10 protein-coding genes are annotated in these 12,348 nt (G+C 51.5%); 8 read left to right on the forward strand and 2 right to left on the reverse strand.

What is annotated here, in order from left to right; all coding sequences use genetic code 11:
* Nucleotides 1-44: 44 nt before the first annotated feature.
* From FOE74_RS09845 to FOE74_RS09855, 3 genes are all read left to right on the forward strand, one after another.
* A complete protein-coding gene (locus FOE74_RS09845) occupies nt 45-560 on the forward strand; it encodes a hypothetical protein (protein WP_149098426.1) in 516 nt (171 codons plus the stop codon).
* Nucleotides 561-750: 190 nt separating this feature from the next.
* Nucleotides 751-1,491: a metallophosphoesterase gene (locus FOE74_RS09850; RefSeq protein WP_225840762.1), complete on the forward strand. Its 741-nt coding sequence runs from the start codon at nt 751-753 to the stop codon at nt 1,489-1,491.
* Nucleotides 1,492-1,715: 224 nt separating this feature from the next.
* Complete coding sequence (locus FOE74_RS09855) at nt 1,716-2,588, forward strand: alpha/beta hydrolase (RefSeq protein WP_149098428.1); 873 nt, start codon at nt 1,716-1,718, stop codon at nt 2,586-2,588.
* 337 nt (nt 2,589-2,925) lie between these two features.
* Here FOE74_RS09855 and FOE74_RS09860 read toward each other — a convergent pair whose 3' ends face one another.
* A complete protein-coding gene (locus tag FOE74_RS09860) occupies nt 2,926-4,770 on the reverse strand; it encodes a glycoside hydrolase family 10 protein (protein ID WP_149098429.1) in 1,845 nt (614 codons plus the stop codon).
* Nucleotides 4,771-5,142: 372 nt separating this feature from the next.
* Between FOE74_RS09860 and FOE74_RS09865 the strand changes: the two genes are divergently transcribed.
* The 3 genes from FOE74_RS09865 to FOE74_RS09875 all read left to right on the forward strand — a co-directional run bounded on the left by FOE74_RS09865 (nt 5,143) and on the right by FOE74_RS09875 (nt 9,345).
* Nucleotides 5,143-5,961, forward strand: a complete 819-nt coding sequence (locus FOE74_RS09865) for an ion transporter (RefSeq protein WP_149098430.1) — start codon at nt 5,143-5,145, stop codon at nt 5,959-5,961.
* Nucleotides 5,962-6,040: 79 nt separating this feature from the next.
* Nucleotides 6,041-6,388 (forward strand): MmcQ/YjbR family DNA-binding protein, encoded by a 348-nt coding sequence (locus FOE74_RS09870; RefSeq protein WP_149098431.1) that lies wholly within the window; start codon nt 6,041-6,043, stop codon nt 6,386-6,388.
* A 536-nt stretch (nt 6,389-6,924) separates the two neighbouring features.
* Nucleotides 6,925-9,345: a TonB-dependent receptor gene (locus FOE74_RS09875; protein WP_149098432.1), complete on the forward strand. Its 2,421-nt coding sequence runs from the start codon at nt 6,925-6,927 to the stop codon at nt 9,343-9,345.
* A gap of 441 nt (nt 9,346-9,786) precedes the next feature.
* Here the strand turns inward: FOE74_RS09875 and FOE74_RS09880 are convergent, their stop codons facing one another.
* On the reverse strand, nt 9,787-10,014 hold the full coding sequence (locus FOE74_RS09880) for a hypothetical protein (RefSeq protein ID WP_149098433.1): 228 nt from the start codon (nt 10,012-10,014) through the stop codon (nt 9,787-9,789).
* A 25-nt stretch (nt 10,015-10,039) separates the two neighbouring features.
* Here FOE74_RS09880 and FOE74_RS09885 point away from each other — a divergent pair, with 25 nt between their 5' ends.
* Together FOE74_RS09885 and FOE74_RS09890 are read left to right on the forward strand one after the other, a co-directional pair.
* Nucleotides 10,040-11,125: a 3-oxoacyl-ACP synthase III family protein gene (locus FOE74_RS09885; protein WP_149098434.1), complete on the forward strand. Its 1,086-nt coding sequence runs from the start codon at nt 10,040-10,042 to the stop codon at nt 11,123-11,125.
* A gap of 49 nt (nt 11,126-11,174) precedes the next feature.
* Nucleotides 11,175-12,311: an FAD-dependent monooxygenase gene (locus FOE74_RS09890; protein WP_149098435.1), complete on the forward strand. Its 1,137-nt coding sequence runs from the start codon at nt 11,175-11,177 to the stop codon at nt 12,309-12,311.
* Nucleotides 12,312-12,348 lie beyond the last annotated feature (37 nt).

A 12,348-nucleotide genomic window follows, 5' to 3' on the forward strand; every position in this document is an offset into this window, starting at 1 on the left:
CTTTACCCAGGGAAGCCAACTCTGCATATTCCTAAACTTTAAGCATGGTCTCAAAAGGAAAACTGACAAGGAAACATCTGTTTCTCTGCATTCTATTACTTCCGCTGCAAGCCTGCTCCTTTTCTGTGAGAGTGATAGGATGGGTATTTGACAAAGAAACAGGGCTCCCCATAGAAGGCACTACCGTGAACTTGTTAGAAGGAGGCGATATCCAAAAAACTGCCAGCAACGGACTTTTCCAAGTATTTTCAGAAACTGGGCCGTTTCAAGATCCTATCCTGCAAATTTCAAAACCAGGTTACAAGCCCTTCCATCTTCAAATTGAAAGAAATAAAGAGGAGACGAGGTATATGATTAAATCTGAACAAGTCTTTGTAGAATATGATACCCCTGTTTATCCTGATTTAAACAACCGGAAAACTTTTTCTGCAGGAACCTGGATCAACAAGTGGAGCCAGGACTTTAAAAACGGAGACACCTTGAGCATCTACTTAGAAAGGGAAGACATCAAAACAGAGGTGGATAGATTGGTAAGGAAGCAGAATACATTCAATAGATAACGGTCGGGTTTTCTTACGATCTGTATTTTCAAACATCATACACCGCCCCCTGAGGGTATACACGGCCCTCTTTAGCAGCCAATCCTAAATGAAACGTCGCACATTTTTAAATGCCGTCACCGGCCTAACTGGGATAGGAGTTTTAAGTGGCCTTTACGCCTGGCAAGTAGAGCCTTTTCTGCTGGAATTCGTGGAACTGGAAATGCCCATAAAACAACTTCCTGAAGAACTGAATGGGAAAACGTTGATGCAGATCAGCGATATACATGTAGGGAAACGATTTGACCACCAGTTCTTAATCAATTCTTTTAAAAAAGCCCAGGCTTATGCTCCAGATTTTGTGGTGTACACGGGTGATTATGTCAGCACCTACAAAGATGAAGTACAGTTCAAAGAATTAGAAGAAACCTTGTCCCACTGTGTGAGAGGCAAGCTAGCGACCGTGGGAATTTTAGGCAACCACGACTATGGAAAAAACTGGAGGCAAGCTACAGTAGCCGATAAAATCAGCGGGCTGCTGGAGCAAAACGGAGTCACCGTTTTACGAAATGACCAAAAGGAATTCTCTGGCCTGAACATAATAGGACTTGACGATTACTGGGGCTTGAATTTCAATCCCCACCCTATCTTAAACCAGCTGGATCCTACCAAACCTTCATTAGTGCTTTGCCATAACCCAGATGTTTGTGATTTAGAGGTGTGGAATGGCTATGAGGGCTGGATATTAGCAGGGCATACCCACGGAGGCCAGTGCAAACCACCTTTCTTACCGCCGCCTATGCTTCCAGTCAAGAACAGAAGGTACTCCGCGGGCAAAATAAACCTCCCAGGTAACAGAACCCTATACATCAACCGGGCCTTGGGGCATCTATGGCAAGTCAGATTCAACGTGAGACCAGAGATTACGGTCTTTAAAATGGTGGCCGTTTAGAAGGGTGGAAGGGTCTTAAAAAGATAAACGTAGGCGGTAACCAACCCGGTAAGCATAAGTTTAACTCCACTTTTTAAGGACCAACCCCTATAGAAGCAATCCAGTAATAGACTATGTATGGCATCAGGCATAGGTGCAAGACGGGCTTCTGCCTGGTTACATTTCTTCCGTCCATTCCCTTAGGCAACCATTAAAAGACCAAATACCTTACCCCAGCACCAACCATGAGACGATCCTTCCTCTTTTTATTTCTCACCTTAGTTTGTGTTACGGGTTGGGGCCAATCGCGAAAAAAGGAAGCAAAAACAGCTTCCAAACCGTTTGTTTTAGGGGTCATTGACGAGATACCATCCCAAATTTTAGACGAGAAACGGATCTTAAACATTTACCTGCCCGAAGGGTACAACCCGAAAGACACGGTCAGATACCCGGTCATTTATTTATTGGATGGCGGTGCCGATGAAGACTTTATCCATGTGGTGGGGCTGGTCCAGTTCAACAACTTCCCCTGGATAGAACGGGTTCCTAAATCCATTGTGGTGGGCATTGCCAACAAAGACCGCAGAAAAGACTTCACCTACCCCACCACCCTGCCAGCCGACCAAAAAAGATACCCAACCGCCGGCAAATCTGAGAACTTCATTTCTTTCCTGGAAAAGGAGCTTCAGCCGTACATTGAAAAAAACTACCCTACCAACCCCAGTAAAACCCTCATCGGGCAATCCTTGGGCGGTCTTTTAGCCACCGAGATCCTCTTCAAGAAGCCTACCCTGTTCAACAAATACATCATCATCAGCCCCAGTATCTGGTGGGACAACGGGTCTATCTTAACCCAGGCTCCGGCTATCTTAGAAAAGTCTTTCACCCCCAAAACGGAAGTCTACCTAGGGGTAGGAAAAGAAGGACTAACCCCTGGAGATATACCGCGGGTCATGGAGGTAGACGTGAATCTATTGGTGGAGAAACTCCGGAAAACCGATAACAAGAACCTCTCAGTGTACTTTGACTATCTGCCAGACGAAGACCATGCCACCATCACGCACCAGGCTGTTTTCAATGCTTTCCGGGCTTTATACCCTGTTCCAGCAAAAAAATAAAGAAGTCCTCAGTTGTTGGCTCTACCCAACCTTTCATGCCCCTCTATTTCCTATGCTTTAAATAGAAAGCCAGGTAACAAAGGCCATACTTTCAGCACTATTTAAAAAAAAACGGGTAAGAAACCTTGGTCTGAAAACAATGAAAGCAGGGCTTACTTTACCTCTAAGAAATAGTCCTTGAGCAGAAGCAAAAGAACCCTTTTCGGACCCGTTTTTTGAAAAGGGGCCCGAAAAGGGTTCTACATGATCCAAGTAGGCAAGGCGTATAAAAAAAGCTTTCCTCCCTTAAAAGCTGCCCCTGCCAACCAGATAGCCTTCAGAAAAACTCAGGCTTCCCCTACTGGAAAACCACCTTCTGCACCGACCTTTCCCCGGCGTATTCCAACACCAGGAGGTAGGTTCCGGGCTTCAGTTTTCCTCTCTGGAAAGAAAGGGTGTGTTTGCCGGCTTTGTATTTCTTCTTCAGGAGGTTCGTTTTCTTCTTCCGGTCCAGGGTGAAGAGCTCAGCCTTTACTTTGGATTTTTTCTTCAGGTGAATGGGCACGTACAGGTTACCTGAAGCAGTAGACGTTGGGATAACCGTAGCCGAAACCGAGGCGGGCACTTCGGCGGTAACCAGGCCGGGCATTTGCCCTAAAGACAAAAGCGGCTCCTCCTGCTGGGCCAGCACGGGACCGGTCCCTCCCCCTAGCTTCACCACATTGCTCAGAGAGCTTTCCACGTTGGCCGGGCTGATCTCCGTGACCGCCCAGAAAACCGACGTAGACGGGACATCAGCGGCGGCAATGGTCAGGGTTTCAGAAGAGGTGAAGGCCCTAACCGACCCATCGGGGGCCAGGGCACCGGTGGCGGGCATGGCGGCGGTGGTATAAAGCAGATACCGTTTAAAGGCGTGGGTGTTGCCGGGGTGGCGGGTCCAGCGGATTTCGTATTGGCCAGTGGCTTCATTCAAGGTGACGGCCAGGTCCTGCGGGGCACCCGGTGCTTTTCCGCCCAGCCAACCCATGGCCGGGGGCGCGGCCGGCAACCGGAACGTGGCCGCCTTGAAGGAAGTGGCAATCAGATTGGTATTGTTCTTCAGGTTGGCTGCTCTGAACAGAACACTGCCCAAGGCATTCTTCATCTGGTTGGAGCGCGTGATCTCAATCTGGTGCGGCACCTCTTCCGGGGTGAAACCGGCTTGGTGTACCGTATGGCCGGGGTACAGGTGGCGGCCGGCACTGTGGGCTTTCTCAGACCACCAGTAAAGAAGCTTCCGGTAGTCCTGACGGCCGCCAATGGCCCAGTACAACTGGGGGGTTACATAATCCAGGTACCGGTTGTCCAGCCAATGCACGGCATCAGCGTAAATGGCGTGGTAGGCGTCCATGCCCGAAATGCCGGCCGGTTCTCCGTTCTTCCAGATCCCGAAGGGGCTCACCCCAAACCGAACCTGCGGCTTCAGCGCCTTGATCTGTTCATTGGTAAGCCGGATGGTTTCATTGATGTTGTGCCGGCGCCAGTCTTTGATACTGGCAAAGCCGCTCCCGTACTGCCGGAACGTCTGGGCGTCTTCCTGCCCTATGCCAGGAAAAGGCCCCTCGGGGTATGGGTAGAAATAATCATCAAAGTGCACCCCGTCAATGTCATAGTTTTGGGTTACTTCTTTGATGATGGCAGAAATATACTCCCGCACCTGCGGCAGCCCCGGGTTCAGGATCTTCTTGCCGTTGGCGAAGGTCAGCAGCCACTCTGGCTTGGCCTTGGACACGTGCTGGGCAGAGTATACCGCCGGATTGGAGACGGTACCCACCCGGTACGGGTTAAGCCAGGCATGCAGTTCCAACCCACGGGCGTGGGCTTCTTCAATGGCAAAGGCCAAAGGGTCATAGCCGGGGTCTTTGCCCTGGGTTCCGGTCAAAAACCGAGACCAGGGCTCGTAGCTGGACTTGTAAAAGGCATCGCACTCGGTGCGGATCTGGAAAAAGACCACGTTCAGGTTGGCTTCCTTGATGCGGTCTAACATTTCCCGCAGGGTGGCTTTCTGGCTCTCAGCAGAGGCACCACGCACCGGCCAGTCCAGGTTGGCCACCGTGGCCACCCACACCCCCCTGAATTCACGGTTAGGCAGTTCCTGGGCTTGGGTGGGGGCATTGCAGAACAGCAGCACCAGCGCCCAAAGGGAAAAAAGTCTCTTCAGCATAAATAGGAAATGTGGTAGAACCAGCGGGGGAAACGAAACAAAACGTTCTACAAAGGTAAAGAGATAGCGGGTAAATCTGGTCCTTCCTTTCTGGTCCAACCCGCTTTGCGCTACAATTGCCTCTGTAATCACCCAAAAACGATACCTTTACCTATATTATTGGGCAACCAAGCCAGAGGCCGAAACGGTAAAGGCCCGCCTGCTGCCTCATCAAGGGAAAACTTGGCGAGGTTCACCAACAGCGCCTTCTAACCAAAGGACCGGGAGATATAAAAGGAGGGGCAGGAAGTTCGGGTTTTACCCCTGTTTTTGCTAAATAGGCAGGGAAACGCTCCCTGGGGAAGCTGCCAAGACAAGAAGAAGTGAACACCTATGCGAAACGCTGAACTCAGGAAGAAGATTTACCAGGTCATCCATGGCACTGACACCAAGGCCGGGCGAAGGTTTGATGTGGCGCTCCTTTGGATGATCCTGTTGTCTACCCTCATTGTGTGCCTGGAAAGCGTGCCTGCGTACCGGGCAGCCTCCAAACATATTTTCTTTGTGCTGGAGTGGATGTTCACCATCGCCTTTACCTTAGAGTATATTCTGCGGGTGTACAGCAACCCCCGGCCCCTGCGGTATATCTTCAGTTTCTACGGCATCATTGACTTCCTTTCCATCCTGCCCACGTTCCTGGCCATCTTCGTGCCCAGCATCCGCTACATCATGACCATACGCGTCCTGCGTTTACTGCGGGTTTTCAGAATTCTGAAGCTCACCAGCTACGTGGAGAATGGTCAGATCATCAAAAAGGCGTTAATAGCCAGTTTTCACAAAATCACGGTCTTTATCATGGCGGTGTTTAGTTTGGTGCTGATTGTGGGCACCCTTATGTATGTGGTTGAAGGAGAAAGCAATGGGTTTACCAGTATACCGCAGAGTATTTACTGGGCCATTGTCACCATTACCACCGTGGGCTACGGCGACCTTACCCCCCACACCCCCTTGGGCCAGGTGATCTCATCTATCGTCATGCTCATGGGTTACGCCATCATTGCCGTGCCCACGGGCATAGTGACCGTGGAACTATCCAGAATGAAAAACCCCGGGGAAGAATTGCCCGCCCCTTTGTTTTGCGGCAATTGTTCAGAAACCGTGCATAAAACAGATAATTTCTGCCGGAACTGCGGGCATCCGCTCCTGCCCTGATAGGTGGTATTAGCCACTTCGGTCTTATTGAGCAACCACCTGAATCTCCTTCTTTAGCCACCTTTTACCAGAAGCCTTCATGCACTTAGAAGCATTACGTTCCCTCTGCCTTTCGTTTCCTGCCGTGACCGAGGGGGTCAAATGGGAGCATGACCTTTGTTTCATGATCGCGGGCAAGATGTTCTGCGTGGCCAGCTTAGAAGCCCCATTTACCTTCTCGTTAAAGGTGACTGACGAGGAATTTGAAGAGTTGATAGCCCGTCCCGGCATTGTGCCCGCTCCTTACCTGGCCCGGTACAAGTGGGTGCTCGTGCAGGAAGCCGGTGCGCTGGACCTGGAAAGACTCCAGCACCTGATCAGGCAATCGTATGAGCATGTGAAAGCTAAGCTTCCCAAGAAAGACCTGAAAGCCGTAGGATTACTGTAGTGATTTAGGCTAGCCTGGCTCAGCAGTGTTCTGTTGAGCCAGCTTTTTCTATTTTGGGTATTTAACCCACCCTCCTTTCCCCTCTCCCGGTAAAGCCATCTATTACCTCCTATACTTCTGCATGGCCGGTACCTTGCGCAGTCTGTGCCTTTCTTCCCTATCCTCTACCCAACACCGAATACCGCTTACCCTATCAGCCCCTTTATCGCCTGCGCCTCTTCTGCTTTCTACTTTATTTGGACCAGGCCTAAAACTGGTTTCCTTTCAACAGCTTCTCTATAGGACCGAAATGTAGGCTCTGCCAACACCTAAACGGTATTGCTGCATTTTACATTTTAAGAAGATCCTCTACCCATTTTCATCTGCGGGGATAGACTTCTATGGGATTCCCCTTAGAAACAGGTTCTATACGCTACCCCGGAATAGGCTTTACTTCCCAAAAAAAGGACAGGTTTTTCAACTTCTTATTTGGAACTTGTCTAAATAGGTCTTTAGTTTGCCACTGTTTAGAAATAATCTAAATAAAGAAAACTCCTATGACCTACCTATACCACACCTCTTCTTTCCTTCAGCGCTTGTTCTTCTTCATGGCGTTTCTGCTCATGACCAGTTCGGCCTTTGCCCAGAACAGCCATCTACGCGGCCGCATTACCACTCCCCAAGGGGAGCCGGCGGCTTTTGTTAGCGTTTTACTTAAAGAACTCCAGAAAACCACCCTTACCTCAGAAGAAGGCAGTTTTTACTTCCGGAATGTCCCCGCGGGCACCTATACCTTACAAGCCACCTGTGTGGGGTTCACGCCCATGGAACAGCAGGTGACCGTTTCTTATGACAAAACCGTCACCCATGACCTGCTGCTGGAGAAAAGCAACCAGCGCCTGGGCGAAGTGACGGTGACCGGGCGGCAAACCCTGAACGAGAAGCCCTTGAGCATTGGCAAGGTGCCCATCAAACCCTTAGACTTGCCCCAAAGTGTCACCATCATTGGCAGTGAGGTGCTGGAAAGACAGCAAACCCAGGTGTTGAGCGAGGTTTTGCAGAACGTAAACGGGGTGTACCTGATGGGAACCACCGGTGGTACCCAGGAAGAGATCGGGGGCCGGGGCTTTGCCTTCGGCAGTAATAACACCTTTAAAAACGGCGCCCGGTTCAACAATGGCGTTATGCCAGAGATGTCCAGCCTGGAACGGGTAGAAGTCATGAAAGGCAGCAACGCTATTTTGTTTGGGAACGTGGCCGCCGGAGGGGTGCTGAACCTGGTCACCAAGAAGCCCCGGTTTGAGTCTGGCGGAGAGGTGAGCATGCGGGTGGGTTCCTATGACTACTACAAACCTTCCCTGGACGTGTACGGCGCCATCAACAACAGTGAGAAGGTAGCCTACCGGTTGAACACCACCTACCTGAATGCGGGTAGCTTCCGCGACGGCGTTACCTCAGAGCGCTTTTACATCAATCCTTCGCTTCTGGTGAAAGCCGGGGCCAAGACAGACGTTTTATTGGAAGGCGATTACCTTAAAGACACCCGCACCCCTGATTTTGGCGTGGGCGCCATCAATTATACCATTGCCAATGTGCCGCGAAGCCGGTACCTGGGTGTCTCCTTCGGGGAGAATAACGTGGAGCAGAAAAGCGCCACCGCTACCATCACGCACCGTCTGCACCCCAACTGGGAAATCAGGAGCACCAACTCTTTCCAGAACTATGATGCCCGCCAGATCACCAGCACCCGCCCTACCGGGTTCATCAAAAGCAAAAAAGACGGAACCTTCAACGGCGATTTAGCCCGGGGCTTGCAGCAGACTGCCTCCAATGAAAAGTACTACCTCAGCCAGTTTGACATCACTGGTAAATTCAAAACCGGTTCAATAGAACACACCCTGCTGGTAGGCGCCGACGCCGATAAATATGACACTCAAAGCCCGTCCTACATCACCCTGGCCGCTTTTGACACCATCAATATCTACCAACCGGAAAAATATGAGCCGCGGCGCAGCATCCCCAGCCTGGGCAGACGCACCTATGACACCAAGAATGTGACCCGCCGCATTGGCGTGTACGTGCAGGATTTTCTCTCTCTTTCTGAAAAGTGGAAGGTATTGGCTGGTCTGCGCTACAGCGCCATAGATATAGAAGGCGAAGGCAATACCGTGGTAAAAGGAGCCGACACCCGCACGACCACCTCTTCGTATGATTACGCCTTCAGCCCGCGGGCAGGCATCGTGTTCCAGCCTACGCCTAATATGTCCTTATTTGCGAGCTATGCCAACTCGTTCACGCCCAACACCGGTACTGACATCTACTTCAGACCGCTTGATCCGTCTATCATAGATCAGTATGAGGTAGGCATGAAAAACGAATTGTTCAAGGGCCTGCTTTCTGCCAACCTCACCTTGTACCAGATCAAGAACAGCGCCTCGCCCCAAACCGCTTTATTTGACGCCGAAGGTAAGCCCAACGCCAACACCACCATCAGAGAACTAGCCGGCGAGATCACCAGCAAGGGAGTGGAAGTAGACCTCATGAGCAAAAGCATCAACGGATGGTCGTTCCTGGGCGGATACAGCTACAATGACACCCGCTACACCAAGAGCAACATCTTCCAGAAGAACGACCGCCTGCGCTACAACCCGGCCCATACCGCCAACGCCAGCGTGTACTACACCTTCCAGAACACGCACCTGCGGGGCCTGAACCTGGGAGTGAGTTCGTTCTACGCCGGAGACCGGCTAGCGGGCCGGAACACCCGCCTCACGGTCCCTAACGATGCCTTCCGCCTCATCGCGCTGCCCAACTACGTCTTATTTGACGCACACGTGGGCTACAGCTTGCAGCGCCTCTCGCTGCGCCTGAAGATGACCAACCTCCTGGACAAACTCACCTACAACGCCCACGACGACAACAGCATCAACCCGATTGCCCCTCGGCAATTCATGGCAACCCTCTCATATAAACTGTAACCAACAAAAGGCGCAACTTCTAAGGAGTTGCGCCTTTTTCAGGTAAGGGCGCACAATTTTGGCAACCTCCGCGTTATTTGTAGAATCAGAAACCCTTGCAGGCAAAGAGACGACCCTAAGGCATAGGGAGTAGTTTTCCTTCAGGTTCGGTTACCTGAAAGGAACCTTGTTTAGAGGGTATTTTTTGAAATTGTGCCGTAAAACGCGTTTCTTAGGGTTTCCTTCTGGACGTTGATGAACGACCAAAAATTAATACAACATGGCAAACTGGAAAAATTGGCTTAAAAAGTTTGGAGTGGCAGGCTTTCTGTTCTTCCTGATCAAAGGGTTGGTTTGGATTTTCATTTTTGTGGGTGGCGCCAAGATGATCATGGATTAGGCCGGCCTTCTCCACCGAACAAATTGAGCAAAGTCTTGCCTTACAATCCCCTGAATAGATGATTAAAGGGTGAGCTCTTTTGTGTTTTCCCTTTCTTTCCAATGGAATGCTGATACACTGATCTGCAGCAGGTTAGCCTGCCTAATAACCTTGGTGACACCTTCTCCCATTTCTGTTTTTGGAAAAAAATCTGCACATTGACCACGCTCAGGTTCCTGCTGGAGGTTACCTTTGGGCCTTGGTTTTAAGAAACTAGCCTTAAAACACTCGCCAGTTTTTACTATTAGCATTTACCGCCACTCCTACCCACCCTTTATGCCTGCGTCCACGCTTTCCACCGTCATTACCGGTTCTGGAAGATACCTACCCTCACAGGTAGTGTCTAACCAGGATTTCCTGCACAACGAGTTCTATGACCCTTCTGGCAAGAGATTACCCAATACCAATGAGGTCATCATTCAGAAATTCCAGCAGATAACGGGCATTGTAGAAAGAAGGTTTGCCTTGGAGGATCAGGTAGCCTCTGACTTGGGGTACCTGGCGGCCCAGGAAGCCATCCAGCGGGCCAACCTTGACCCCGAGACGCTGGATTACATTATTGTGGCCCATAACTTCGGTGATGTGAAAGCCGGCTCCCGCCGCGTAGACATGATGCCCCCCCTGGCCTCGCGCATCAAGCATAAACTACAGATTGCCAACCCTTACACCGTAGCGTATGACCTGCCTTTTGGCTGCCCCGGTTGGCTCCAGGCCTTGATCCAGGGGCACTACTTCCTGCAGTCGGGAGAGGCGAAAAAAGTACTGGTGATCGGGACAGAAACCTTGTCGCGGGTAAGTGACGCGCATGACCGAGACAGCATGATCTTTTCTGACGGCGCGGGAGCGGTAGTGCTGGAGGCGCGGACCGAAGGTCCAAAAGCCGGGGTCTTGCAGCACCTCACCGTGTCAGACACCCTTACCCAGACCTTCTGGCTCAACTCCTCCCCGTCGTATAATCCAGAGGTGTCGCAGGAAGACCTGTACATCAAGATGGATGGCCGCAAGATCTATGAATATGCCCTTACCCGGGTACCCCAATTGATCAAAGACTGCCTGGACAAGGCGCAGGTTCCGTTATCAGCGATCAAGAAGGTGTTGCTGCACCAGGCCAATGAGAAAATGGACGAGGCCATGCTGGAACGGCTCTTCAAGCTGTACGGGCTGGACACCATTCCAGCGGGCATCATGCCCATGACCATCTCTACCCTGGGCAACAACTCGGTGGCTACCCTTCCCGTGCTTTATGACCTTATTGCCCGGGGAGACTTTGACGGCCAGCAGTTTCAATCGGGTGACCTGGTGGTGTTTGCCTCTGTGGGCGCCGGCATGAATGCCAATGCCGTGGTATATCGGTTTCCATAAGTAAAACCAACTAAAACCGCTTCTTCCCTTTCGTCTTTTACCATACTGCATGAACCTAGGAATCATAGGCGGAGGAATAGCCGGCTTGTCCACTGCCATTGCTTTACAGAGAATTGGCGTGCAAGCGAAGGTCTTTGATGCGGCCCCTAAATTTGAACCGCTGGGCGCCGGTTTGGCCCTGGCGGCCAACGCCATCAAGGGCTTTCAGCAAATGGGCATCGCGGAGGAGGTCATGGCCGAGGGCAACTGTCTGGACGGTTTTCATATCTTTGATGACCAGGGCCGCCTCATTAACCGCACCGACAGCCGGGCCATGAGCGAAAAATACGGGCTGGACAATTTTGTCATTCACCGGGCGGATCTGCACAAAGTATTGGTCCGGCAATTACCGGCCTCTGCCCTGCACCCCAACCGGCGGGCCTTAGGCACCACGGCCACAGAGAAAGGAGTAACCGTCCATTTTCAGCAAGGTGAAAGCCAGACCTTTGACCATGTGCTGGTGGCAGACGGCATCCATTCGGCCATCAGGCAGCAACTTGTTCCCAAGGCGGTTCCCCGCTACGCGGGCTACACGTGCTGGCGGGCCATTATTGAAAACCCAGGGTTGGAAAGCCTCTATGCTTCTGAAACCTGGGGCAAGGCTGGCCGCGTAGGTTGGACCCCTTTACAAGGTAACAAGATCTATTGGTTTGCCTGTATCAACGCCCCCCAGAACAGTGCCGCCATGAAGGCCATGGGAGTAGAAGAACTGTACCAGCATTTCAGTCAGTACCACGCCCCTATTCCAGATCTTTTCCGGCATACCAAACCTGACCAGCTACTCTGGCATGACCTGTATGACCTGGCACCGCTGCCTCAGTACGCATTTCAAGATATTCTTCTTTTAGGCGACGCCGGCCACGCCACCACCCCTAATATGGGACAAGGCGCTTGCCAGGCGGTGGAAGATGCCGTAGTCTTTGCCTTGGAGCTTCAAAAAGATTATGACTTCAACCAGGCAGCGCAGCGTTTTGAGAAAATCCGGCGGCCCCGCACCCACTGGATCACCCGCCAGTCCCGGCTTTTGGGGCAAGTGGCCCAATCGCAAAACCCGGTCTTCATCCAACTCCGGAATTTCGGGCTGCGCCATCTGCCCACCTGGGTCAATGAAAAGCAACTGGAAAAAGTGTATGCCGTTGACTTTTAGCCAGGGCCCTCCTCGGGCATGGTTTTAGGCCTTGTTT

The sequence above is a fragment of the Rufibacter glacialis genome (assembly GCF_008271745.1).
In the GTDB taxonomy this organism is placed as follows: domain Bacteria; phylum Bacteroidota; class Bacteroidia; order Cytophagales; family Hymenobacteraceae; genus Nibribacter; species Nibribacter glacialis.

What these genes read in the sequence shown, in the direction of transcription:
- FOE74_RS09875 (WP_149098432.1), top strand. Translation starts at nt 6,925, where the DNA reads ATGACCTACCTATACCACACCTCTTCTTTCCTTCAGCGCTTGTTCTTC.
- FOE74_RS09860 (WP_149098429.1), bottom strand. Translation starts at nt 4,770, where the DNA reads ATGCTGAAGAGACTTTTTTCCCTTTGGGCGCTGGTGCTGCTGTTCTGC.
- FOE74_RS09890 (WP_149098435.1), top strand. Translation starts at nt 11,175, where the DNA reads ATGAACCTAGGAATCATAGGCGGAGGAATAGCCGGCTTGTCCACTGCC.
- FOE74_RS09845 (WP_149098426.1), top strand. Translation starts at nt 45, where the DNA reads ATGGTCTCAAAAGGAAAACTGACAAGGAAACATCTGTTTCTCTGCATT.
- FOE74_RS09865 (WP_149098430.1), top strand. Translation starts at nt 5,143, where the DNA reads ATGCGAAACGCTGAACTCAGGAAGAAGATTTACCAGGTCATCCATGGC.
- FOE74_RS09870 (WP_149098431.1), top strand. Translation starts at nt 6,041, where the DNA reads ATGCACTTAGAAGCATTACGTTCCCTCTGCCTTTCGTTTCCTGCCGTG.
- FOE74_RS09880 (WP_149098433.1), bottom strand. Translation starts at nt 10,014, where the DNA reads ATGCTAATAGTAAAAACTGGCGAGTGTTTTAAGGCTAGTTTCTTAAAA.
- FOE74_RS09885 (WP_149098434.1), top strand. Translation starts at nt 10,040, where the DNA reads ATGCCTGCGTCCACGCTTTCCACCGTCATTACCGGTTCTGGAAGATAC.
- FOE74_RS09855 (WP_149098428.1), top strand. Translation starts at nt 1,716, where the DNA reads ATGAGACGATCCTTCCTCTTTTTATTTCTCACCTTAGTTTGTGTTACG.